Annotated in this window: 18 protein-coding genes; 2 read left to right on the forward strand and 16 right to left on the reverse strand. The window is 35.7% G+C overall.

Going from position 1 to position 26,136, the window contains the following annotated elements:
* Positions 1-346: 346 nt before the first annotated feature.
* Complete coding sequence (galE, locus tag ACM26V_RS15720) at positions 347-1,366, forward strand: UDP-glucose 4-epimerase GalE (RefSeq protein WP_416147673.1); 1,020 nt, start codon at positions 347-349, stop codon at positions 1,364-1,366.
* A gap of 508 nt (positions 1,367-1,874) precedes the next feature.
* Here galE and ACM26V_RS15725 read toward each other — a convergent pair.
* The 15 genes from ACM26V_RS15725 to ACM26V_RS15795 form a co-directional block, all read right to left on the reverse strand.
* Entirely contained in the window at positions 1,875-2,948 is a 1,074-nt protein-coding gene (locus ACM26V_RS15725) for an N-acetylneuraminate synthase family protein (protein WP_416147674.1), read from the reverse strand.
* 12 nt (positions 2,949-2,960) lie between these two features.
* Complete coding sequence (locus ACM26V_RS15730; protein WP_416147675.1) at positions 2,961-4,595, reverse strand: cytidylyltransferase domain-containing protein; 1,635 nt, start codon at positions 4,593-4,595, stop codon at positions 2,961-2,963.
* A 4-nt stretch (positions 4,596-4,599) separates the two neighbouring features.
* Positions 4,600-5,760 carry a polysaccharide pyruvyl transferase family protein gene (locus ACM26V_RS15735; RefSeq protein WP_416147676.1) on the reverse strand — a complete coding sequence of 387 codons (1,161 nt, stop codon included), beginning with the start codon at positions 5,758-5,760 and terminating at the stop codon, positions 4,600-4,602.
* A gap of 189 nt (positions 5,761-5,949) precedes the next feature.
* Positions 5,950-7,341, reverse strand: coding sequence for a lipopolysaccharide biosynthesis protein (locus ACM26V_RS15740; protein WP_416147677.1), 1,392 nt, complete (start codon positions 7,339-7,341; stop codon positions 5,950-5,952).
* A gap of 45 nt (positions 7,342-7,386) precedes the next feature.
* Positions 7,387-8,766 (reverse strand): hypothetical protein, encoded by a 1,380-nt coding sequence (locus tag ACM26V_RS15745; RefSeq protein WP_416147678.1) that lies wholly within the window; start codon positions 8,764-8,766, stop codon positions 7,387-7,389.
* 1,031 nt (positions 8,767-9,797) lie between these two features.
* The gene (locus ACM26V_RS15750) at positions 9,798-10,619 is read right to left on the reverse strand and encodes a glycosyltransferase (protein WP_416147679.1); all 822 of its coding nucleotides are present in this window, start codon (positions 10,617-10,619) and stop codon (positions 9,798-9,800) included.
* A 38-nt stretch (positions 10,620-10,657) separates the two neighbouring features.
* Complete coding sequence (locus ACM26V_RS15755; protein ID WP_416147680.1) at positions 10,658-11,644, reverse strand: SDR family oxidoreductase; 987 nt, start codon at positions 11,642-11,644, stop codon at positions 10,658-10,660.
* A gap of 1 nt (position 11,645) precedes the next feature.
* Positions 11,646-13,025: a nucleotide sugar dehydrogenase gene (locus ACM26V_RS15760; protein WP_416147681.1), complete on the reverse strand. Its 1,380-nt coding sequence runs from the start codon at positions 13,023-13,025 to the stop codon at positions 11,646-11,648.
* Complete coding sequence (locus ACM26V_RS15765) at positions 13,022-14,131, reverse strand: glycosyltransferase family 4 protein (RefSeq protein ID WP_416147682.1); 1,110 nt, start codon at positions 14,129-14,131, stop codon at positions 13,022-13,024. Before ACM26V_RS15765 ends, ACM26V_RS15760 begins: the two co-directional genes overlap by 4 nt.
* On the reverse strand, positions 14,132-14,998 hold the full coding sequence (locus ACM26V_RS15770) for an NAD-dependent epimerase/dehydratase family protein (protein WP_416147683.1): 867 nt from the start codon (positions 14,996-14,998) through the stop codon (positions 14,132-14,134).
* Complete coding sequence (locus tag ACM26V_RS15775; protein WP_416147684.1) at positions 14,995-15,639, reverse strand: sugar transferase; 645 nt, start codon at positions 15,637-15,639, stop codon at positions 14,995-14,997. Before ACM26V_RS15775 ends, ACM26V_RS15770 begins: the two co-directional genes overlap by 4 nt.
* Positions 15,640-15,661: 22 nt before the next feature.
* Positions 15,662-17,482 (reverse strand): polysaccharide biosynthesis protein, encoded by a 1,821-nt coding sequence (locus ACM26V_RS15780; protein ID WP_416147685.1) that lies wholly within the window; start codon positions 17,480-17,482, stop codon positions 15,662-15,664.
* A 909-nt stretch (positions 17,483-18,391) separates the two neighbouring features.
* Positions 18,392-19,156 carry a tyrosine-protein phosphatase gene (locus tag ACM26V_RS15785; protein WP_416147686.1) on the reverse strand — a complete coding sequence of 255 codons (765 nt, stop codon included), beginning with the start codon at positions 19,154-19,156 and terminating at the stop codon, positions 18,392-18,394.
* Between the two features lie 185 nt (positions 19,157-19,341).
* Positions 19,342-20,043 (reverse strand): CpsD/CapB family tyrosine-protein kinase, encoded by a 702-nt coding sequence (locus ACM26V_RS15790; protein ID WP_416147687.1) that lies wholly within the window; start codon positions 20,041-20,043, stop codon positions 19,342-19,344.
* Positions 20,033-20,779 (reverse strand): YveK family protein, encoded by a 747-nt coding sequence (locus ACM26V_RS15795; protein ID WP_416147688.1) that lies wholly within the window; start codon positions 20,777-20,779, stop codon positions 20,033-20,035. The genes ACM26V_RS15790 and ACM26V_RS15795 overlap by 11 nt, the downstream gene beginning before the upstream one ends.
* Positions 20,780-21,052: 273 nt before the next feature.
* Here ACM26V_RS15795 and ACM26V_RS15800 point away from each other — a divergent pair, with 273 nt between their 5' ends.
* Positions 21,053-22,003: an LCP family protein gene (locus tag ACM26V_RS15800; RefSeq protein ID WP_416147689.1), complete on the forward strand. Its 951-nt coding sequence runs from the start codon at positions 21,053-21,055 to the stop codon at positions 22,001-22,003.
* Positions 22,004-22,530: 527 nt separating this feature from the next.
* Here ACM26V_RS15800 and ACM26V_RS15805 read toward each other — a convergent pair.
* On the reverse strand, positions 22,531-25,905 hold the full coding sequence (locus ACM26V_RS15805; RefSeq protein ID WP_416147690.1) for a peptidoglycan-binding protein: 3,375 nt from the start codon (positions 25,903-25,905) through the stop codon (positions 22,531-22,533).
* Positions 25,906-26,136: the final 231 nt, after the last annotated feature.

Here is a 26,136-nt window from a genome sequence, read left to right on the forward strand (position 1 = left end):
AATTAACTTAAAGGTACACGGAAATTTTAATCGTTGATATTAAAAACCTTTGAGACGCCTGAGGCAAAACAATAGCCATCTTTTTTTGATGACAAATAACCGCAGGAGCAGATGATCCATCGGGGTGATTTTCCCCGATTAGCTGAAGCATTGCTTGTAGCAAGCCAGCAAGTTTTCAACTATCAACACTAGCTTTTAAAGTGACGATTTTTAAAAGAGTACTTTTGATATTTTGCACTTCTGGCCTTATTCAGAAAATGCATTATGAAATTGACTCATGTGTGTTAAAATATTGAAGTGGATTTTTATATTCGTTTAGAAGATTTTAGATATAGGGGGCCGTTTGATGGCTATTTTAGTTACTGGTGGAGCTGGATACATTGGTAGTCATACGTGTGTAGAATTGTTAGAAGCAGGAAATGACATCGTCGTTTTAGATAATTTGTCTAATAGCCAGTTTGAATCGTTGAGACGTGTGAAAGAAATTACTGGGAAACACTTCCCCTTTTATGAAGGGGATCTATTAAATATAGAGGATATTGAGAATGTATTCAATAATGAACCGATTGATGCGGTAATTCATTTTGCTGGGTTGAAGGCAGTTGGAGAATCAGTTGAAAAACCGCTTTATTATTACCATAACAATATTACTAGCACTGTAAATCTATGTGGAGTTATGAAAAACCATGGTGTGAAGAAGATTGTATTTAGTTCTTCGGCAACCGTTTATGGAATGCCTGACCGTGTTCCTATTTCAGAGGATTTCCCACTAAGTGCAACAAATCCTTATGGGCGTTCCAAGCTTATTATTGAAGAAATATTAGGAGATCTCTATGTATCTGATAAAGATTGGGGTATTGTTGTGTTACGGTATTTCAACCCAATTGGTTCTCATGAAAGTGGACGTATTGGTGAAAATCCAAATGGCATCCCGAATAACCTCATGCCCTATATTGCACAAGTAGCCGTTGGCAAGTTGTCAAAGCTAAAAGTTTTTGGAGATGATTATCACACAGAAGATGGAACTGGTGTAAGAGACTACATTCACGTTGTTGATCTAGCCAAAGGACATTTAAAAGCACTGGAAAAGTTTAATAAAACTACAGGGGTACTTACATATAACTTAGGAACAGGAAGAGGTTACAGCGTCTTAGAAATGGTCAAAGCGTTTGAACAAGCTTCAGGAAGAAGTGTCCCATATAAAATAGCAGAACGAAGACCTGGTGATATTGGAGTATGTTATGCAGATCCAACAAAATCAAAAGACGAACTAAGTTGGGTTGCAGAGATGGGAATTGAAGACATGTGTCGTGATTCTTGGCGTTGGCAGGAAACTAATCCTCATGGATATAATGATAAATTTTAAATCGCAAAAGCGAGTGTTCATTAATATGAACACTCGCTTTTGGATTTAGAATTTATTATAACGGTAACCCTGCCCTCCCGAATAATTATACCATGGGTATTGTCAAAAGCCTTTGACACTATAGGTTTAAAACCTATTGCCAAATGGATTTAACTCGATTCATTCGTATAGTTATACCAGTGAATCGGGAATGTAATAATGTCTTTTTTCTATTTGAAAAAGTTTAATAATATCGTAATATTTGCCTGTAAATCCTATGGTTGTAAGAAAATGAACGAAGTGAAAATAAAATTATAAAAGTCTGTAGAGTTTAATATATTTCCACAAAATAATATTAAACATTTGGTAGTGACAAGCAAGCTCCCATTTTCAAATATAGTATTTTGCTATTTATACTAATATTAGTTCCAAACACTTACCGGTTTATTTCTCTGATTCAACAATTCTCTAAAGTTAACAAGTAAGATCACGAGAATCTTGATAGTTTGTGCGGTTCACTATATAATCTTTATTCTTCGATCATTTCGTATTGTAAAATAGAATCCTCAGTAATAGTATTCTTTGCAATTTTTCCAACTACATTATTAATCTCTGATGGAGAAATTCCAGTACCTGGTCTTTTAAAAGTGAGCATCTCTCTGTTAACAATATCGCCTTTTTCAATATTCCGATTGGCTACTAACGATCGTCGAGCATTTTTCCTTGAAGTTAATTCAGTATCCAGACATTTGATATCATAAGAACCTCTTATCCCATCAATAAAATCTATACCCTTTAGAATTCTACTTGCATCTTTTGGGTCCATCGCATGATAGTGATCATTACCTTGTAAAGACTTATCCAAAGTAAAGTGCTTCTCAACTACTTTAGCCCCTAGATTATATGCTGTTTTAATTACATCCGCGTCCTCATCAGGTTTTGTATGATCGGAATAACCAATAATTACTTTTGGATATTTATTTTTTAAAGTTACAATTCTATTTAAGTTTGCATGTTCAAATGGAGTAGGATATTCAAGAACACAATGGAGTAAAACAATAGGTTCACTATTATGTTTTCTAATCAATTGAATAGTTTTTTCAATTTCTTCCTCATTTGATGCCCCAACCGAAAGTAAAATTGATTTCCCTTTCTTTGCCTGATATTCAACAAATGGGAGGTTATTTAAATCTGATGATGAAATCTTATATACATTCATTAAATCATACAGATAATCCGCCGATTCTATATCAAAAGCCGTTGATAGAAATTCTATACCTAATTCATTACAATACTCTAACAACTCTCTATACTCGTTATAAGAGAAACTATCGAACTTTTTGAAAAGCTCATGTTGAGAAGTTGTCGGCTCTTCTGTTGTATCCCAATAAGAAGGTGATTCTTTGGCTGCCAATGTATCTGCCTTGTAACTTTGGAATTTAACAGCATGAATACCTACTTCTTTTGCTTTTTTAATCATTAATTTCGCCGCTTCCATAGACGTCATATTAAATTTTTCCGCAATATCATAGTAATTAACACCTATCTCCGCGATCAATACAAACTTTTCTTCCATGGCTCTTTCTATAATTTGACTCTTCATTTTACCCCTCCATTACAAATTTCGGTCAAGTGTTAAATTAATTACTCTTTGAACACCGTTCTTTAAATCTTTTTTCAACATTTGTTCTTTCATTTGTTTTCTTATCTGTGGACTATTTATCAACCAAATTAACGTTTCTTTAATAGTCCGATCTTCAACTTCACTTCCTAATCCTATATTAATAAAACCGTTTTTCAGATAACCAAATTCATGGTGTTTCTCTCTTTCATTTTGAGCTAACAAGATTGTTGGGACTGACATTGATGCAAGCTCTAGCATTGTTCTCCCTTGAGACGATATTGCGATATCAGCTTTACCCATAAACTCTGTCATACGTTTTACGTCTCTTATTATTTCGATATTTAGATGGGAGTCTCTAGCTGCAGATATTAATTCTTCGGCATGTTTATAACCCATACCTACAATAAAAGTATAGTGAATATTATTATTTGGAATCAATTTTAAAATATTAAATATTCTATAAGTAAGATTACAAGGATCTGTCCCTCCAAATATAATCAAAATATCTTCAACTTCTTCGTTAAATTCTGTTGGTTTTGCAAGTAGAAACTCGTCTCTTATACAATAATAGTTACTTCCCCAATAATGGTTTTCAAAGTCATTTCTTTTTTCATAGAGATCATTAATAACTACGTCCGCTTGGAGTGCTCCTGGACCAAGGTCTTCAAAATTTACTACCCGCACACCCAATTCTTTACAATATCTAACATATTTTTCTGTGGTATCGAGAATATCGTTAATCAGAATATCACACTGATATTCTTTTATTAATTCATCAATTTCATAATTTTCTTCTATGATGTGATATTTAAAATGACTATCTCGGATTTTTTTAATACCTATGTCCGAACGACTTGATACAACAAACCTTACATCATGATCAATTAGATTAAATGCTAAAAGTAAGCACCTGTATACGTGCCCTAATCCAATCTCAGCATATCCATCAGTTCTAATTAAAATACTTTTCTTTGAAATTTCCTTTTCAGCTACCCACCAATCTTGTGGGCTGTCAATATCGATAGATTCATTTTCTGAAACTTCGTATATTGATACTCTAGGACCCAACCTACTTTGTTCTTTTACAAATTCTCTTTTTGTTATAACAAATGCTCCAGTTTCAAGTAAATTTTTAGGGAGGTACTGCCTATTGAGCCGCTCTTTATAAAGCGGGATTATCTTCCCTTTTTTTTCAGTCCAAGAAAGGTGTGGACGATCAATTCCACTAATCACCGTATCATAACTATTTTCCATAAAGCTTTTTATAGCATTATCTAAAGTAGCTGTTGTTAATAATGGTGATGTAGGTTGCATGGTAACAACATAATCATACTTTATACCTTTTTCATTCTCCATTTTTATTAAAGTGTTATAGATTACTGGATCTAAAGTAACGTGGTCAGTTGCTAGTTCATCAGGCCTCTTAATAACTTTTGCACCATATAATTCGGCTATTCGTTCAATTTCTTCATCATCAGTTGATACAACCACATCTAAATTAAAAATACTATTTAATGCATTTTCTATACTATAGCTAATAAGAGGTTTGCCACACATTAACCTAACATTCTTTCTTGGAATACCTTTAGAACCGCCCCGAGCAGGTATTATAACTAATATATCCACTAACTTAACCTCCATTCTTGTTAATCATGTTTTTGATGAATGTCTCCATAACTTTGTAATTACTATCAATATATTTTGATATAGGAATATAACATTTGTAGTTCGTTTTTTCGAGATCAGAAATTACATCATTTAAATCATCAGTAATATTGTCATTAATTTTAAATGCTAGTCTTCTATATATTGATAAAACGCGTCTATTTTTATTGAACGCACCAAAAATTTTTGAATATATATTTGAAGTACTGTATGCATCTATTCCGGGGGATTTCAGTGCATCTGACACTCCATTTCCCCGTCCATCTTCATGAATTAAAATACTTGGCAACCTTTTACTTAAAAAGTATATATGTGCGTGAACACGGTAGCCAATATGCAGATCACATTCATCATAAAAACTTAACCTAGAAGCATCAGATGAAACATCGACCACTTCTACGCCTATTCTTTTGGCTGCATCTGCAATTTTTAAGGTATTTTCCGCATCACTTTTCGGAGTATATTGATCAACTTCACCGATTCCTCTATGAAACGATACTATGATTTCAGAGTCCCTGTATTTACTTTTTAAGAATTCTAATATCTGAATACTTTGAACGGAAAAAAATTCACTTTGTGCTGGAGTATAAACAATTCGCTTTATTTCTTTCGGAGCAATAAATTTCTTACCAATAGAATCTAGGTCATACCAAACTGGACACCCCGTCATAGTAACATTTTTATACCCATTATTATACAAAGTTCTCTCCGTTTGGTGGTCTCTACAACTCATTCCAGCAGAAGTTTCATTCATTTTATCTAACATTTCCTTAGCTGAAACAGTAAATTCATACAGCTTCTCAGTCGTTCTATCTCCTGGAATACCCTTCCACCCTGCTCCCAATGTGTGTATAGGTACTTTAATATCTTTAAGATACTTTACCAATTTATACACACCAGGATACATATTCATTTGGAAACCTGGTCCTCCTAGTATGATGATTCCTTCACTGTTATTAACAAATTCAATATCATCTAATTCGTTCCAATGTGGTCTTATTATAAATTCATAATCTGGAGCATGGTGCTCTAACAAAGCAACCGCTCTTTCCGTTATTAAAAAGTCCCCCACATTTTTTTTGGCTCCTGTTAATGCGATATAATATTTCTTATTTAATTTAGGCACTTATGTCATCCTTCCGATAAACTAATTAATCAATTGAAAATAACTAGTAATTATTAAATCTTATTTTTGGTTGGAACTTGATTTTGTACTTATTTAAAGATTACAACGGTAATAATAGATATCTATAATGGTTGGACTATAATTGAGTTCAACTTGAAATTAATGCTCTTACCCCTTTTTTTATTACATCTATTTGTTCACTTTTATTTGATCAATAAATGATTTAAAACAAAATAATATCAATACAATGCTAGAAAAACCAAACAAAATTATTTTATCTAGAACAACATCGACAATTATCACAATTGTGTACAAAATTTGAGTTGGTAGATAGTGTTTCCAAGATAACTGATAAGTATGATAAGTTAATTTGTTTGCAATTCTATTTATTAATAAGAATTGTACCATCATGGCTACATAAGTAGCTATTGCAGCACCTAAAATGCCTAAAATAGGTAACAAAGCCAGATTTAATAAAATATTGAAAATAGCTGAAATTACAGTAGAAACTGCAATATACCCTGGTTTTTTATTATATATTAGAGCGGCTACCACAAAAATATATGCTAAATGCCAAATCGCTCCTCCTAACAAGAATCCAATAAAAGAGTAATCAGCATCATATTCGGAAGATCCGAAAAGCCGGATCATAATTGGAACTAAAATATACATAACTAAAGCTACTGTCGTAATACTGGAGAATAATACAGTGAAAATTTTATCGAAATTTTTTTGACTAAATTTTTCGGCTTTCATCATTTTATAGTACCTCGGGGCAAAGGCCATGTTAAAAGCATTGACCAATAGCAGTATCGCCATATTAAACTGTGCACCTATGCTGTATATACCGAGTACCTCTAGCCCCAGAATGTTTTCAATAATTAACCTATCTGCTAAATTATTTACCCATCCAGCTAAGAAATGAGGAATTAAAGGAATTCCTATCAATAAAGCAGATGATAGGTACAAAATTTTCATTCTCTTTAGATGAAAACCCGTAGAGGAGATAGTATATGTTGTATATAACACCGCCATAATACTTTTAGCAATAACTAGTGCCAAAACTCCCCCTAAAGCTCCCATATCTTGAAAAATCAGTAAATACAAAGTGAAAGATATAATTAATAATGTTTCAATAATATTCATAGATACATATAGCCATGCTTTTTCCTGTATTCTCATCATACTCAAAGGTACGACAGGAAAAACGCTTAAAGCCGAGAGAACTATTAAAAACAAATAATAAGGATCAACAGGGATTTCATTAAATACTATTCCTCCTAAAAGCGGCTTCATAAAATATAACAACGTCCCCAAAAAAAAAGCAAATAGAATTAAAAATGAAAAAATAGTGAAAGTGAATGAATCCTTATTATCTGAATAATCAATATATAATCTAGTAACAGAAGCTCTTAATGAAGTTAAAAAAAAGATCGAAACAACACCTACCAGGGCATTTATCATTTGAATAGTTCCATATTCCGCTGGTGTTAGGTACATCATATAAATAGGCAACATTAAAAAAACTACAATTTTCGGTAGGATTGTTCCTATTGTATATATCATTGAATTTTTAATCATATAATCATTCTTCCTATAACCACAATTTATGCACCAACAATTTCCTCAAGTATTAACAGTTTTAAAAAAATGTCCTTTATCTACTTGTTTTACATTAAAATTCTCTATATTATTAATAAACTCAATCTTATCATTTGCAACCATCACTAAATCTTGTTCTATCAAGTCTTGCATGTATTCAATCCCTTTCAAGTTAAAGAGAATCGTTTTACAATCCATAGTTAAACCTTCAAATATTGCAGTCGAATATACCCCCACCTGATATTCCGATTCGGCAAAAAAACTATAAAGATTTTTCTCATTGTGATCGACGACTTGTAAGTTATCTAAATTTGATCCCATTAAAAGGTCTGGATATTCTTTTCTCCAACGTGAGTATTCACCGGGGTGTAGCTTATAGATAAAATGATACTCAGGCATACTTTCTGCAACTTCTTTAGCTCGTTTAGATAACTCTTTACCTATAGTACCCTGTGAAAGAAAGAGAACTTGTCTTTTTTTCTTTTGTGTTCCTTTATATTTTTCTAATTGTTGATTAAGATACGGAAATCCATAAACTTCCACTTCCGTCTGCTTCGGAAAGCCATCTGTTTTAGCCCAATACTCTCCAAATGTTAGTAATTTATCTGGAAAATACTTTATTATTTTTTTAGGATCACTAAAATTATAAGCAAAATGATAGTTTGTAATTACACCATGCTGTAATTCTGTTACTTCAATGTCGTTATCCTTTGCAGCTGCGATGAGAGGAAAGTTACTGTATGAGACGACAAGTACTATATTATCCGGTTTTTTTTTCTTCAATAGTGAATCAAAGAAATAATATTTTAATTTAAATGTAATTATTTTTTTGTAAATTAAATTTTTTAACTTCATATTCACGTCAAAACTCTCATTCAGTAGTCCTTCGATTTTTAACAGAATATCTAGCTCTTCTTTATTAAACTTAAATAACATAAATGGCATCTTAAAGGTAGCGTAAGCATAAAAAATATCCATATAACTACGATTTGGATCACTATGATCACTAAAATGTTTATCTAAATAGGGGTATTCAACGACAAAGAAACCTTCTGAATCCATATTACTCAATAGTTTTTGTGAGTATATATCTATATAGTCACCATTTACTTTGACTTTCCTTGGATGATCTAATATCATAGTATTACCTTTAAAAGAACTTCTGAATGGATTCTTTGTAAATGAATTAGCTACCAGCATTTGACCCTTTTTAATTTTACTCAAAATAGTTTTATTCGCAGTTGAATGTGCTGAGCCATAAAAACCTAATTTATTTGTGATAATATTGAAAACACTAAACCTAATTACTTCCCAAACCTTTATACCCTGTAATTCAACCCTCAACAAATCATTTTCTTCTTCAATTTCCCAAATTTTTTCACACACTTCTTTAATACTATTCATAAATTCACTCCAAGGAAAATATATATTATACATACATTTATAACACTTCATAGACTATCTACCAATAGTCTTGATTTTATCAGATTTTGTTATTTGAAGCTTGGAAAGAAGTAGAAGTAATTTTTCGTAAAATATAAAAAACCCCGTAAGTCACCATGCATAATGAAAAACGACTTTAAACGCTCTGATAGCAAGAGAAAACAAACTTTTCGATATTATTAAACAAAAGCTTATTGCCAATAAACAAAAATAGGAGCCAAACTAAAGAAAAAATCACAATACCTATAATACCACCTATAGCATACATTTCACCCCATATGTTACTACCCATACCCCAATATATTCTGGAATGTACTTCTTCACCTACTACTGAGGCAAAACGCAAGTTATTAAAAATTTTCCTCCAATACAATAAATTAACCCTTTTTCTAAAGAAAGGTATGAAGGTATGTTAATTACCAAACGATTTAAAATATCGCTACTAGAATGTCGATTATTATATTCTATCAAAATGTTAAGGCTTGAGAAAATTGTAATTGATTCAGAAAAAACAGATACATTTTGATATGTGCTGACATAAGCTAGTACTTCCCAGCGCCTCTAAAATCTAGCATCATTATATTTCTATAAAATTCTTTATAAATCGTTAGTATAAATTCAAAATTTCCTGCTAAAAAGAGGATTTTTTAAAATGTACTAGTTTAAATTTTCTTTTTCAAATAAAATTACTAAAGAAGAAAGGAAAAGATTGCCGTTAAACTTAATAAATCAAAGTTTCTTTTTTAAAATAATAAATAGCTTATAACAATCAATGACAAAAACCAAAATAATGCTATCATGATTTAATCCTCCGATAACACATGAGTATTAATTAATGTAAACCTTTAATCAATACTCTACTTTCACAGATTATAATGGTGATGATTTAAAACCTCTGTATTATAGTTCGTACATGGAAAAAGAACACTGACAGTTTTTTTGTTTATAATAAAAATATATATCAAGCAGAAATGTTAATCTACGGTACCGCCTTAATTAAAGCCTATATGTTTGAATATAAGAATTAATTTTCTTCTTATTTTAAACGGTAAAATGCCAAGTGCAATCCTCAAAGGTGCTATCATTATAACCATAAAAATTCTTTTTCTCATTACAAGAGCATATTTTATTTGAAGTTTTTGAGATCTGATTAAATACCTAACTCGTTTTTTATTTTCAAATGATTGATTTTTATGAATTCTTTTTGCAACTAACTTATTTGGAATTATCAACATGATTTTTTTCTTTGCTAGAGCTCTAAGCCACAACTCGTAATCAAACTGACTCTTTAATGATTGATTGTAACAACCAACTTCAATTAATAGTTTTTTATTAAACATTACAGATGTATGATTTATTCTATTCTTAATAAGTAAATTATCTGTAATTACTTTATCCCCTACTGTGTCTCCCTCTTCCCAAAGAACAGGCTCACTATTATATATAATCACAGAATTACTACAAACTATAAAAATACCTTCATTTTCAATAAATTTATCCAACTGAATCCGAAGTCTTTTGGGGTGCATTAAGTCGTCTGCATCAATATTAGCAATTAAACCTCCGTTTGATTTCTGAACAGCTAAATTTAAAGCATTCCCTCTACCTATACCATTTGTGTATATAGGCTTAATTCTTTTATCTAGTCTTGCTAATTTACCTATTATTTTTTTGGTTGAATCTATAGATCCATCATCAACAATTATAAATTCCAATTTAGTATAAGTTTGATTAATCACAGACAATATTGTTTCCTTTATTGTTGTTTCACCATTTTTTACAGTGCAGATAACAGAAATTAATTCTTCTCTCATTACTTATCTCCTAAAATATTATTAAATACAAAAAGTATTTAAAGATTATCTTTTAAATGACTTTTATACCATTCAATTGCTTCCATAATTCCCCTTTCAAAACTCCACTCAGGATCATACCCCAGCATTTCTTGCGCTTTACTTATATTAGCATTACTGTGCTTAATGTCTCCAGCCCTCTCAGGTCCAAATACCGGGTTAACATCTTTCCCTAACGCTTTACATAACCCATCATAAATATCGATCAAATACTCTCTACCACCATAAGCAATGTTATACGCATGCCCTGCTGCTTCACGGGGGGATTTACAAGCTTTTAAGTTTGCTTCAATTACATTCTCAATATAAGTAAAGTCTCGACTTTGCTTCCCGTCACCATTAACTGTTGGTCGTTCATCATTAAGTAATTGTTTTATAAACTTCGGGATGACTGCTGCATATGCCCCATTTGGATCCTGTCTTCTACCAAATACATTAAAGTAGCGAAGAGCATACGTATCAAGTCCATATAATTTCGTATAAAGCTTTCCGTATTCTTCATCTACCTTCTTTGTCAGTGCATAAGGAGATAAAACATTCCCTTCTCTTCCTTCTTTTTTAGGTAGATTTGGTTCATCTCCGTAAACAGAAGAACTAGATGCATAAACAAACTTCTTAACATTGTTTTGTCTAGCCGCTTCCATCATGTTTAATGTACCTTTTATATTAACTTCTTCGTAAAATAAGGGCATTTCAATGCTTCTTGGCACGCTCCCCCATGCTGCTTGGTGAAGAACATAATCGACACCTTCACAAGCATTAACACAAGTTTTTAAATCTGTGATATCACCTTCAATAAAAGTGTAATTGTGATTACCAATAAATAATTTAACATTCTCTTCTTTACCAGTAGAATAATTATCTAGCCCTTTCACTGAATAACCTAATTTTAGTAATGTCTCTACTAAATTTGAACCAATGAAACCTGCTACTCCAGTTATCAGGAATGTAGATCCCTCCGGAAACCTTATATTTTCATATCCCATTTTATAGCCTCCAATATAAGAAGCTACTTTCTGCTTCTTGTCGATTAAACATACCCTTTACGTCTATTAATACACAATCATTTTGTTTCATACTTAAATGAGACTCCTTTGTTGCAGAAACTTCATCGATCATATCTGCATGTATCTCACTTGTTGACCTAAACATCTTCTTCATATCTTCTAAAGTTATAGCTTTAAACTCCTCATGAGGAACTGCAAAAATAACGGCATCTACACCTTCAATATCCTTCACATCACAAGGTTCAATATGATATTCTCGCCAGAGGTCCTCCTTGTCTGCCACTGGGTCTACAATTTTCACTTCTACTCCATATTCTTCTAACTCTTTTATAACATCTATTACTCTAGTATTTCTAACATCTGGTGTGTTCTCCTTAAATGTAAAACCAAAGATAGCCACTTTAGCTCCCTTAATTTGCTTGTTTGCTTTTATCATCTTTTTCACTGTATTTTCAGCTATATATTTTCCCATATCGTCATTGATCTTTCGTCCCGACAGGATAATCTGGGAATGGTATCCTAATTGCTCTGCCTTATACGTAAGGTAATAAGGATCAACTCCGATACAGTGCCCACCTACAAGTCCAGGACTGAAATTTAAAAAGTTCCATTTCGTCCCAGCTGCTTTTAATACAGCATTTGTATCTATACCCATTTTGTTAAATATAATCGAAAGTTCATTCATAAAAGCAATATTAATATCACGCTGGGCATTTTCAATTACTTTTGCCGCTTCTGCGACTTGAATTGATTCTGCTCTATGAACTCCAACATCAACAACCAACTCGTATACTTTTGACGCAATATCTAAGGTTTCTTCATCCATACCTGCTACAACTTTAACAATCGTCTCTAGGCGATGTACTTTGTCTCCTGGGTTGATTCTTTCAGGAGAGTACCCCACCTTAAAATCTCTGCCACATATTAAACCAGACTCATTCTCTAAAATAGGAACACAGATTTCTTCTGTAACTCCTGGATAAACTGTCGATTCAAATATCACTATTGACCCTTTAGTTAAATTTCTCCCGAGAGTACGACTTGCTGATTCCACTGGCGTAAGGTCCGGGGTATGGTCAGAGTTAACTGGTGTTGGCACAGCAACGATATGAAATTTCGCATCTTTTAATCTATTTTCATCAGATGTAAAGTCAACAGTTGTACTTTGTATTATATCGTTTCCAACTTCTTTTGTAGGATCTACTCCAGCTTTATAAAGATTAATCTTGTTTTTGTTAACATCAAACCCAATAACATTAATCTTGTTAGCAAATGCCACTGCAATTGGCATTCCCACATACCCTAGTCCTATTATTGAGATTTTCTCTGTTCCGTTTGTGATTTTTTCAAATAAATTCATGTCTTCCCTCCTTTATTAACAACATTCTCTATTTCATTGAGATAAGATAAAACAACTTCGTTCCTATCGAATTCATTTTCTACTTTTTCTCTTGCTAATACACCCATCGATTTTTTCTTATTGTAAGGTAAATCAATAAATTTATTAATAGCTTGAACTAGACTATCAACATTTTTCGGTTCTAATCCAAAACCTGTAACACCTTCATCAAATGTTTCTTCACATCCTGGAATTGAAGATGCTATAATTGGCCTCCCCATTGATGCAGCTTCTAATAAGACATTTGCCATACCTTCGTGATAAGACGGTAGAATAACGGCATTGCAATCTTCAATGAACTCTTTAACATTATCTTGAACTCCATGGAATTTAATAATATTTAACTTCTCTAGTTCCTTGGCTTTATCAGTATAATCTTCCTCATAAAAGCCAACGGCCTCAAAAATACATTTCCTTTTACTTTCTTCAACTAATTTCGCTGCTTGAGCTAATTCTTCAATACCTTTTTCTTTCATAATCCTTCCTATAAAAAGGATTTTTAATTCGTCTCTTTCGTCAGGGTATTTCTTTAAAGTAAATTCTTCAAGATTAACACCCGAACCTGGGACAAGTTTGTGTGAATACTTTGCAATCTTATTCTGCTCAAAAAAACTCATATTTTCTTTGTTCTGGAAAAATAATGTCTGGATATCTTTTAAAGCAAGTTTATAAAGTAATACTAAAATCTTTTGCATTAATCCCTTTTTTTCTAAAGCAGTCCCTAATCCTGTAATAGTAGCTATATAAGGAACTTGTAAAGATTTACACGCCATTCCTCCATAAATATTAGGTTTTATTGTATAACTTAGAACCACCTCTGGCCTCACTCTTTTTATCATTTTTCTATACTCTGATATTAATTTTAAATCACTAATTATATTCGTTCCATGTCTTTCAATATTTGTTTCTACATATTCACATCCCATATCTATCAATGATTCAATTTTTTTACCATATGGCGAGGATATGTAAACTTTATAGCCATCCCTTAACAATTGTTGAACCAGTTCTTTTCGAAAGTTGTATATAACCACATCATGATTAACTAAAATGAGTACTCTTTTCATTTATTTCTCCCTAACTTCTGTCGCCACTATGGTCTCTCTCAAATCCCTAACTCTATAACCATCTTTATAATCACTCATACTTTTCTCATAAACCAAATTACCAAACACTTTGTTAACAATATTTACTCTACCTATCATCAATTTTAAAATAGGATTAAATACTTTCGTTAATCTAGTTTTCTTCCCATGATGCTCAGCTATTAATTTTACCATGTTACTCGTCTTTACATATTCCTCATTTTGCGGAAAAAACGTTCCAGTTTCTTCATTTATAATCATTAATCGTATAAATTCGCAAAGATTATCGATATGAAGCATACTACGTTGATTATCAATATCCGGAAACACAGGGAATTTCCGAGCTACTTTAGCAAGTTTAGGATAATTCCCTTTTGAACCTTTGCCATATATCATCGGCGGTCTTATAATGACTACTTTGAAGTCCTCATTTTCAAGTGGTTTTATTCCTTCTTCTGCCTGTAGCTTACTATTCCCATAAAAATTACTTGGTTTTGGTTCAGTGTTTCTATCAATCACTCTTTCATCGCTACTACTATCACCATACACAATGATGCTACTCATGAATATGAATTGTTCTACGCCCTCTATTTTAGCTTTTTGTGCCACTTCAATTGTAAGGTCGCGATTTACTTTATAATATTGTTCTTCCATATTAGGATCTGTTGAAACGTGCGCTATTCCCGCCACATGAAACACAACATCATACTCCGAGAAGCCCTTTTCTTTCCATGAGTTATCTCTTAAACTTATCGCTTCTATAGAATAGGAATCAGGATAGTTCTCCAGCCATTTCTCTAAACCATTTCCTATGTAACTGTTCGATCCTGTAATTAATATCTTCTTCATTCCCTCATGTTCCCCTTGCTGCTTGCGACTTCTTCTTTCGCTTGCGACACACCTGTGCCACCTTCAACAACACCATCATTTTTCAGAACACTTATAAACGTACCAAAGAAGCAACGAATGTCCATTCTCAGTCCCATCTTCTGAACATATTCACCATCTAATTGTGATTTAACTTCAATCGGCAACTCATCTCTACCATTAATTTGCGCCCATCCTGTTAGTCCAGTAGGAACATCATTGGCGCCGTATTTATCCCGTTCTTCTATAAGGTCATATTGATTCCAAAGTGCAGGCCTTGGACCAATAATGCTCATGTCCCCTTTTAAGATGTTAATTATTTGAGGAAGCTCGTCTAAACTCGTTTTCCGTAAAAACTTACCACTCTTCGTAATAAACGCAGCTGGGTCTTGTAACAAGTGCGTCGGCATATCTTTCGGTGTATCAGTTCTCATCGTTCGAAATTTCAAGATGTGAAAGTGTTGTTTATGAATACCAACTCTTTTCTGTTTAAAGAATACCGGCCCTTTTGAATCGACTTTTATAATAATCGCAAGTACAAGAAAAAATGGCCACAAAATGACCATAGCTAGTAAAGACAAGCTGAAATCTATCAACCTTTTAACTTTCATATATTTATTCATTCATAACACCTACTAACTTCATCTATTTCACCGCACTCAATTTCACTAGGCTCTCCACCCTAAACCAAGCAATATCCAAAATCCGCTCCCGCAACTCATCAGGTTTCATCTCCTGAAACTCCTCAATTAATTCATATATCACATTGATATTCACCGGTGGAGTTTTACCACGATAAATTTTCGGGTAGATTTGCTCTTGATGGACTTCGTTTTCACCAAGTAACTCTTCAAACATCTTCTCGCCTGATCGGATACCCGCGTACTTAATGTCTATTTCATCTTCTTTGAAACCACTAAGTCGAATCAAGTTTTTCGCAAGGTCGACTATCTTAACTGGCTCGCCCATATCTAGTACGAACGTTTCGCCGCCTTTCGCAATCGATCCTGCTTGCAAAACCAACCTTGACGCTTCTGGAATCGTCATGAAATAGCGAGTCATGTCTTTGTGCGTCACCGTCACAGGACCGCCTGCTTCAATCTGTTTCTTAAACAGTGGAATTACACTTCCGCGACTTCCTAACACGTTACCGAATCGAACAGCGACAAACTTTGTTTCACTGATCATATCCATATGTTGCACGATCATTTCAGCTGTTCTTTTCGTCGCGCCCATCACACTCGTTGGGTTCACAGCTTTATCCGTCGACACCATCACAAACGCATAAACCCCTGCTTTGTCAGCCGCTTCAGCAACATTCTTCGTACCGATCACGTTGTTTTTGACCGCTTCGTGTGGATTACGCTCCATCAACGGTACATGTTTATGCGCTGCTGCATGATAAATAACTCTCGGTTGATGTTTCTTCATCACCGATAACATCCGCTCCTGATCTTGAACATCAGCGATTTCTGTTTCTAATTCAATATTAGGATATTGTGGACGTAAGTCCATTTCAATATCATAGATGCTATTCTCACCATGACCGAGAAGTACTAGTTTCTTTGGAGCAAATCTAGCAATCTGCCTACATACTTCCGAGCCGATCGATCCGCCTGCTCCGGTAACAAGTACTGTCTTTCCCGTCAATTTATTACCGATCTTCTCTGTGTCAAGTTCTACAGGCTTTCGTCCAAGTAGATCTTCCACTTGCACATCACGAATCTGACTCACCGATACTTTTCCAGACATGATATCTTCCACCGACGGCATAATTTGTGTCTTCACTTTCGTATCAGCACAGACAGAGAAAATATTATTTAATTGTTGCTTCGTAAGTGACGGAATCGCAATAATAATATGCTCAATCTTCTTATCTGCTACAACGGAGGGGAGTTGTTCGAGTCTTCCGAGAACCGGAATTCCCATCAACTCTAAATGTTGCTTTGAATGGTCATCATCAATAAATGCGACTGGTTGTAACTCTGACTTCTCACTATTTACTAGCTGCCTTGCTACAAGTGTTCCACCATTTCCTGCACCAATGATTAGTGTCCGCTTTTTATTCTTATCTACCTTCATCTTCGTATCACGATATAACCGCCATGAGAAACGCGACGCACCAATTAATAGGATATGTAACATCCACGTCACTAGAAGCGTCCTAAGATATAATGTCTGAAACCCAATCAGTTGAATCACCGCCAACGTCGCAATCGTTAGCGACACCGCCATAAAGATCGCCGATAACTCTTGAATACTAGCGTATGACCAGACCTTCTTGTAAAGTTTGAACACATGTGCGAAAACATGGTGACTAATAAATAGTGCAATTGAACTGACAACGATAGCCATCGAGACAATCTCTGCTGTTGGAATCAGTAACCAGTAACTAAAGAAAATCGATAGTAAAACAATTAATGAATCCACGAATACTAATAAACTTAATCTCGTTTTATAATTCAAAGAACATCTTCCCCTTCCCGTTGTAACATTATCGTCCCCGGTCGGAACGAACGGTAATAATAACTTTATTCTCGTTAAGTGCTTGAAATTTAATTGTTGTATGTTTCACCCGTCTGCTACAGGTAAGCCCATCATGGCACGTCTTCCAAACAATCACTATTGCTATTCGGCATCATTTATTACAAAAACGCTAAACCACACTACGAATTTCTATCTACGAAACATGGTTTAACGTTTTTACAACATGGGAATGTAAATTGCATATCTCTTAACGTAAAAATACAAAAGGCATTTAACCTGACCTCACACTTCACCAGTGGCAACCACTTGCGCCTAAGGTTGATAGAATCAACCCACAGAAAAGCCGAGTTTCCTCCGTTGATAAAGGTGTTGGAGAAATCACCCAAAATCACTTTGACTTTTTTCGTCGAAATTCGACATCAAATTCGACATAATACGCAGTTTTATGTATACTTATATTGATTGTGTCATTTATCAGTAATAGGTAACAGTAGTCTCAAAATTACGACACCTTCATTAAAGTCTCGTAAAAATCTATTTTATTAGTAATTAAGCAAAATTGTTTCCCTTTATTGTACCATCTGAAATAGCTTTTCAAAAGGTCATTATTTTCCATTCAGAACTCTTCTAGCCTACCATATTCCTTTGACAAAATGTAGGTATATTTTACATTTTTCATTGATCAACCCTAGTCCTATTACGTAAATTTTACGGATTAAACGATTATTTCATGCCTTCACCTATGTCTTTTTACCTATCACACTTGAATGTAAACGTTATATAAGTGTTATCATTGTTATATTTACTTTCGTTAACGTTCGTTATATGAGTCTATCAACTCATTTTTCAGATAATTAGGCTATTTATGTTCGTTATCGTGGTTTCTTATTAAAATAGTCCAAACAATTTCTTCTTCTTAACTGGCATTGGTTGCTCGATCATCACATGATCATCCTCAACGAGATAAGCCGCATTTTCTCTAAAGAAATAGACAAGGTCTTCGCCAAACTCTTCTCGAATAACATCATACGCATCGATCATATGAAAGCCCCTGTTCGTAATATTATGTGCATCGGAAGCGACAAAGTGTGTCAAATTTGCTTCAATGATATCCAAAGAGAATTCTTTTATTTTTTTGCCAAATTTACCAGCAACACTCGCAGCTGTCACTTGCGTTAATGTACCATTTTTGACAAAATCATATAGCATGTCTGGCTTTTTCATCAACACTTGGTTTCTTTCAGGATGGACTATTACCGGAACTTTTCCTGAAAGTTGGAGATCATATAACAATTTTTTACTAAACCGTGGAACTTGCGCAGATGGAAATTCGATAAACACATACTTCGATTCGTTTATAGGTAATATCTCACCTTTTTCTAAATCTTCAATGAGTTCCCCATAGATACGACACTCTTGTCCTGGGAGAATCTTTAAATCTAGCTCGTGAGTTTTGAGAATGTTATTAGCAATCTCCGTTGCTGTGAAAATCTCTTGTCTCTTGTTTTGATAGCTCCCGTTTTGGTGATGAGGAGTAGCAACAATCGTCGTAATTCCGTCATCTATCGCCGCTTTTGCCATGTTAAGTAAATCTGCTTCTGTCTGGGCACCATCGTCTAAGCCCGGTAAAATATGACTATGAATATCAATCATGATGTACTTCTCCTTTCGTTTTAAATCTATCTATACATCGTGTTTTTCATTTAGTTTTAACTATAATGATCATAACAACCTCATATCCTGTAATTATATCTAGCCATTTACAGACTTACAATAGGGCGAAGTAACACCTCTTCTAGACCAATCAACATGATAAATTTCCAACAAAAAGAGAGGGGTTACCCCTCTCCATAATAGTAATAATACTGAGAATCTTCCATATGTCGGTCATTTAATACTGCACCTAATATATTTGCCTCAACCTTTTTCAATGAATCAATTGCCTTTTGTGCATGTTCTTCTTCCGTTTGCCCACTGCGAATAACGATAATCGTGCCATCAACTAAGCGCGATAAGATTTGCGGATCTGTCACAGCGTTAACAGGCGGTGCGTCAAATACGACATAATCATAGTTCTTCGATACGGAAGTAATAAATTCTCTCATAGCCCGCGAACCTAACAATTCACTCGGGTTAGGTGGAACCGGCCCGGATGGTAACACTTCCAATCTCGGAATCGACGTCTCAAAGACGACGTCTTCAAATTTCTCCTGTTGCGTAATAACATTCGTTAAACCCGCTTGGTTTGGTACTTGAAACGTAAAATGAACGGTCGGTTTACGTAAATCTGTATCGACTAACAACACTTTATTATGTTGTTGGGCAAGAACAACACCTAAATTTGCAATCGTTGTCGACTTCCCTTCACTTGGCGAAGACGAAGTGACCATAATCGTTTTCACTTTATGATCGACTGATGCAAATTGAATATTCGTTCGTAACGTGCGATACTGCTCCGAAATTGCCGATTTCTTATCAAATTCGGTAATGAGTGCTCGTTGTTTATCTGAAAGTTCTTGATTTTGTTTTTTACGCGCCATAAGTTTCACGTCCTGTTCGGGCTCGTCTAGTATGAGAAATGTCTTTCACAGTTACTTTTCCAGCGTCAATCCTAGCAATGGAGGCAAGGACGGGAATTCCTAATTTTTGTTCCACATCTTCTTCTGTCTTAATCGTATTATCCAAGAATTCAAGTAAGAATGCTAGCCCAACTGCTGCCATGAGTCCAACGACCATCGCAATCGCCATGTTTAAAGGTGGATTTGGACTGACTGGTGTTGGGGACTCTGATAATTCTGCTGATGTCAGAATAGAGACGTTATCCACATTCATAATCTCCACGATGTCTTCTTGAAATACTGTCCCAAGTGTATTAGCAATCTGCACTGCTATCGCTGGGTCATCATCTTCAACCGAGATCGATACAACTTGCGAATCACCTTCGCTGTTAACAGTGATTTGGTTTCTTAACGCTCCGGCTGAACGCTCAAGCCCAAGCTGTTCTATTGCTGGCTCAATAATTCTCGGTGACGTAATAATGACATTGTAGGTATTGATTAAATCTAAGTTCGTACGAAGTTCACCCGATGTGTATGCTTGACCTTCTTCGTTAGATTGATTGACTAATAGTTGCGTAGACGCTTGATAAGATGGTGTGAGTATAAAGTACGATACTACTGCGCTGAGAGCTACTGCCGCTATTGTAATCACGATAATCAGACTAATGCGTTTTTTTAACGTATCATAAATTTCTTTTAAACTAATTGTTTCTTCCATGGTTTCCTCCTGAAAATCTAATTATTGATTAACAAAACATGACTTTATCAGCAGATCATTTTGGTAAAATCCTTCATTGACGTTATACTTTAGCCATTTCGAGATGGCAATAATTTGAGGGTGTAAAATATATGACTATAACTCTTATATATGCTATCTGAAATTGGCAATAAAGTAAATCATTTATACTAAATTCTTTTTTATTTTGATTGCTAACTTATGGCAATCTTATTATACTTGAATTAATAAGAAAAGATAAAGAGGAGAAATGACATGAGAAAAGCATTTATTATTTTGGGATCAGTCGTGCTAGTGTTTTTACTAGCTGTTGGTGGATATGGCTTCTACCTATATAAATCTGTCCAATCAACGGTTGATTCAGAGATGCATGCACCATTAGAGCGCACAACTACAGAAAAAAGAGACATTGAGGTTGACATGGATGAACAAGACCCAGTTTCATTTCTTCTCTTAGGTGTCGATGCAGATGAATCTACAACTGGACGTACTGACACGATGATGGTCGTTACTTTAAATCCAAACGATGAGTCAATGAAAATTGTTAGTTTGCCTCGAGATACGAGGATGGAAATTGTCGGTCGAGGCTTTGACGATAAAGTAAACCACGCTTATGCGTTTGGAGGCCCCGACATGGCAATTGCGACTGTGGAGAATTACTTTGATATTCCGATAGATTATTACTTAACTGTCAATATGGAAGGGTTTAAGGAGATGGTTGACTCTGTTGGCGGCGTTACCGTTTATAATGATTCTAGCTTCGATCAAAGCGGCTATACCTTCGATGAAGGTGAGAATTTCTTAGACGGTGATCAAGCACTTGCTTATGCACGAATGAGAAAACAGGACACCCGCGGTGACTTAGGACGGAACGATCGTCAGCGTCAAATTGTTGCTGGGATGATCAAAGAAGGTGCATCATTCAGTTCTATTACAAGGGCCGAGTCGATTTTAGACGCCATGGGTAATAACATGCTAACGAATTTACAGTTTAATGAAATGGTAAAGTTGCAACAAAACTATCTCGGCGCAAGACATGATCAAGAAACGTATGAAATCGAAGGTTCCGGTCAAACGATCGACGGCATTTGGTACTTGATGGTTCCTGAAGAAGAACGTCAACGTGTTAGCGGAGAATTACGAGCGCACTTAGGGCTTGATGATGATTCAGTTGTTGTGAATGATGAGGAAGAAGAGAACGAATAGGATAAATAGCAGTTTTGTAGAAGAAGAGTCTAAGCACCAAGTAGGCTCTTCTTTTTTGTTTGTTGTTTTCTTATTGAAGAAAACAACAAAGCTCCCCCATCAATAGACGAGACAGCTTCGTTAAATTTAGGTGCTACTGAATAACTGAAAATACTGATTGTGACAGTGGTTTCCACCTATTTTATTGGAGTTAGGTGCAAAGGAATGAGCACAATAAGGCCCAAAAACCTTGCACGTTAAAGAGTTTTGCCAGCTATAAACACGAAGGATGCCTCTTTCATGGCGAGACTCCTGCGGTATTGGAAGTCCGGTCAAGACCCTGCAGGGCATTTGCCCGAAGCGGCTTGACGACTTCACCGCGGAAAGCGAAGCCATGAAAGAGGCATCCAACTCTGATAAAAAACCAAGAATCTTTGTAAAGACCTATGATATTCAGTAGACCCTATTTATTGTTGCCAATCTCTCCGCGAATGGAACGCACGCCTCCTTAAGAATCAAGACTTCCAGATTGATTCAATAACCGCTAATTACTCATACAATTCTTCAATCTTTGCTAACGTAACTGGGTCTGCAACACCACTCACGATAAGGTGATTTGCTCGTTGGAAATCTCTGACGACACCCATCGTCACCGGTCCGTAGTTTTCAGACGGATTTGCAGGGAAGTTTCCATAACCCAATGAAGTCAGTTTCTGCTTCATCTCTTTCACTTCTGCCGCAGACTTTCCGTTCGTATAGACGGAGTTTAAAATCTCGTCCATCAGATCAAGCGTTTCTTGATTTGCTTCTCTCGTCACTTCGAGATCGAAATAAACTTGAAAGGAAGCAACAATCGCTTCTGTCATCGGGCCGAAAATGTCAGATGGAGATGCTGGGAAATTGCCAAATCCTAATGTTGTTAAGTTTTCCTTCAGTGTGACAATCTCTTTCCCTGTGTCCCCGTCTTTATAAGGAACGTCAAGCGTCAAGGCATCGACTTGTTCCGCTAGTAAAGCAAGTGTCACTGGATCGGCGATGCCGCTAACAACTAACTGATTTGCTCGTTGAAAGTCACTAACAACCCCCATCGTTACGGGTCCATAGTTTTCCGATGGATCCGAAGGGAAATTGCCAAATCCTAGCAAGGTCAAGTGGAGCTTCAAGTCTCTGATCTCTGATGCCGTATTTCCATTTGTATAAATCGAATGAAGTATCTCGTCGATGAGCGATAACGTTTCTTCTCCTGCCATACCAGTCGATTCAAGTCCAAAGTAATGCTGGAAGGAAAGGACAACCGCTTCTGTCACAGGACCAAATCGCTCCGATGGAGAAGTTGGGAAATTACCAAATCCTAATTCGGATAAGTTTTGCTTTAGAGTGACAACTTCTGCGCCTGTATACCCATCTTTCAAGGTTGGTTCTGGGTCTGGATCCGTTGCTGTTTCTAACTGATCGATTGCTGCTTGCAAGTCTGTCACAGCTGCATCAATATCCTCTTGCGTTGCTTCTTGATTTGCAAGTGTTTCTTCTGCTTCTGTAATTCCTGACTGCAATGTTGCGAACGATTCTTCTGTATATTCGCCATCATTTGTGTAAGCTTTTGCTGTGTCCAATAAGCTTTCAAGCTCTTCCGTATCTACTTCTGGCGTTGCTTCTCCTGCAACTGTCACTTCACTACTTGCGGTAAACTCTCCATCAACCGTCGTCACCGTGATTTGTGCAGTACCGATATTTTGTGCAGTGACATTGCCATCTTCATCAACCATTGCTATCTCTTCATCACTACTTGTCCAAACAACATCTTTATTCGTAGCATCCTCTGGAGAAATCGTTACTTCTAATTGCATCGATTCCCCTTCTGTTAATGTGACTACTTCTGGATCAAGGGAAACACCCGTCACTTGAATCGTGTCATTTGCAGGTACTAATTGCCAAGTTTGGTTGTTGCCTGAATTCGGATACCATAAACCGATAGAGGCATTTTCATTTTGAGACTGTCCATACACTTCCAAAAGAACTCTTTCATCTGCGTTTAGTAAGGTATACTCACCATTACCAAAAGATGAGGGAAGCCACTTTTGCGTCTCGTCATTTTCATCTTTATCTTTAAGTAGAGCATCCCAACCATTTACAGCAAGTGCTTTACCTGTTTCTTGATTTACGACTAAATAATATTCGCTGTTACTATAACCATCCGTTACCTTTTCAACGCTCCACTGCTGGCTCTCAAGTCCATTCTCATCTGTAGTTTGGACAATCGATTCGCCATCTGCCGCGATATCCATTGTTTTCCCACTATTTTTATTAATAAATTTATACGCTGCGTCTTCACTTAGGAATGCCTTATCTGTATGAACACCAGATATTCCAGTCACTTCAAATGTTGTCACCGATTCCGGTTCAACGACGACGGATAACCGATCATCTGAAATAGCAATTCCGTCTTTTTCTGCGAGATTCTCCGTGGAAGATGTGACATGTGGTGTTGCCACTGCATTTTCATTTACTGACGAAAATCCAGATAAATCAAAGTCAAGCGCCTTTTCTTCAGAAGAATGATTTGTGTGAACAAGAACTAACGTTTCACTATCATCATCCATTGCAGCTAACGTCTCTCGATTATCCGAATTGATAAATTGATAGCCAGGACGTATGAACTTACTGTAATTGCCCATCGCATAATACTTTTTATTTTTATGATATTCGAGATTTTCAAAATCATCTGGGTCAAAATCGACGTGAATCAGTCCCCAGTTCATATTTTCATTGTTAGCATTCATATTTACTTCATCTTCAATCGCTTGCCACAGAACCCATGCTTTCGGTTCCAATTCCTGAATGTCTTTTTGAATTCTTTCTGATAAAGCTAAGGCCGGACGAATATCTTCAAAGTTTTGCGGGACACCACTCGGTCCAAGGTCGACTTCAGACATCCACAATCGTGTTTCTTCGCCTTTTGCAATATCTCTAATACTCGTATGTTGTTCAGGCCAGTACGTATGCACGTTTAATTGTCCGATATTGTCTTTCGTCGCTTGGTCATACTGCTCCCAATTATGTCTGAACCTACTCGGATTCGTTTCATCCATCGCAGATACGACCGTATTTAATTCTTTCTCATCCAGCTGTTGTTTCACTTCATTAATAATTCTAGCCTGTGAAGCCGGTGACCAGTTTGCACCTTCTTGTCTTCCATAAGCACCCCAGTACCCATTGTTTGGTTCGTTAACAGGAGACAAGGTTTGAAATTCCATATCTAAGTGATCCTGCAAGTATTCAACAACACCTGTTGTATATTTCGCAAAGTTTTCAAATTGGTCAGGTTTGATATTGTCATCCCAAGAGTCCTCGTTACCAGAAGTGACGCCACTTTGCGTCATAAAGTATGGTGGAGAGTTTGAAAATGCTTCAAATGTATCGGCTCCTCTTTCCATTGCCGCCTCTACCCACCATAATTGGTCTGCATCTGCCTCCCAATTCCAATGATCCGGATTTTCTGGGTCCCACCAATTTTCCTCTTCGGACCAATCGCTTCCAGCATCTTCGGGTGGAGCAAACTCATCCGGTCGTTCCCAATAACCAGGGACCGCACCACCTTTTCGCATATATGGTTCTGTTTCTGGAGAGTCACCTCCGCCGATATTATACCTGCCGATGTTAAAATTCAGCCCTTCTTCAGCAAATAGTTCGTCGGCTAACGCTTCTCTCACATCGTCTGGCCATCCTCCCGTGACATTTGCAAACCAGACAAGTGCTGTTCCCCACCCATCGAAAGGATCGTGTTGATAACTTGGATCTAACTTAATTATTTCAGCATCCCGTTCAGTTGAACTTTCTCCATCAGTTTGCGCCAATGATGTCGCTGGAGAAAACACACCCAGCAAAAGAACCACTATCAGACTATAAACTACCCGTTTTTTCATCTTCCTTTTGAAAAGCGATGACATGTACAATTCCTCCCTCTTTTAACTGGTTGTTTTCATCGGAATATTCATGTCATGAATATTCCTTCTATAAACCTCGTAATTTGCCCCCCTTCCCCCTATTAAATTACTTTAGTAACATGAACTAAAATGATTTATTTTCTCTCCCTTTATAAACGTTTCACTCGTTCAATGAGGGAGTACTACACAACAAAATCGTCTAAAAATAGG

This window comes from Salipaludibacillus sp. HK11, assembly GCF_047795645.1.
GTDB lineage: Bacteria > Bacillota > Bacilli > Bacillales > Salisediminibacteriaceae > Salipaludibacillus.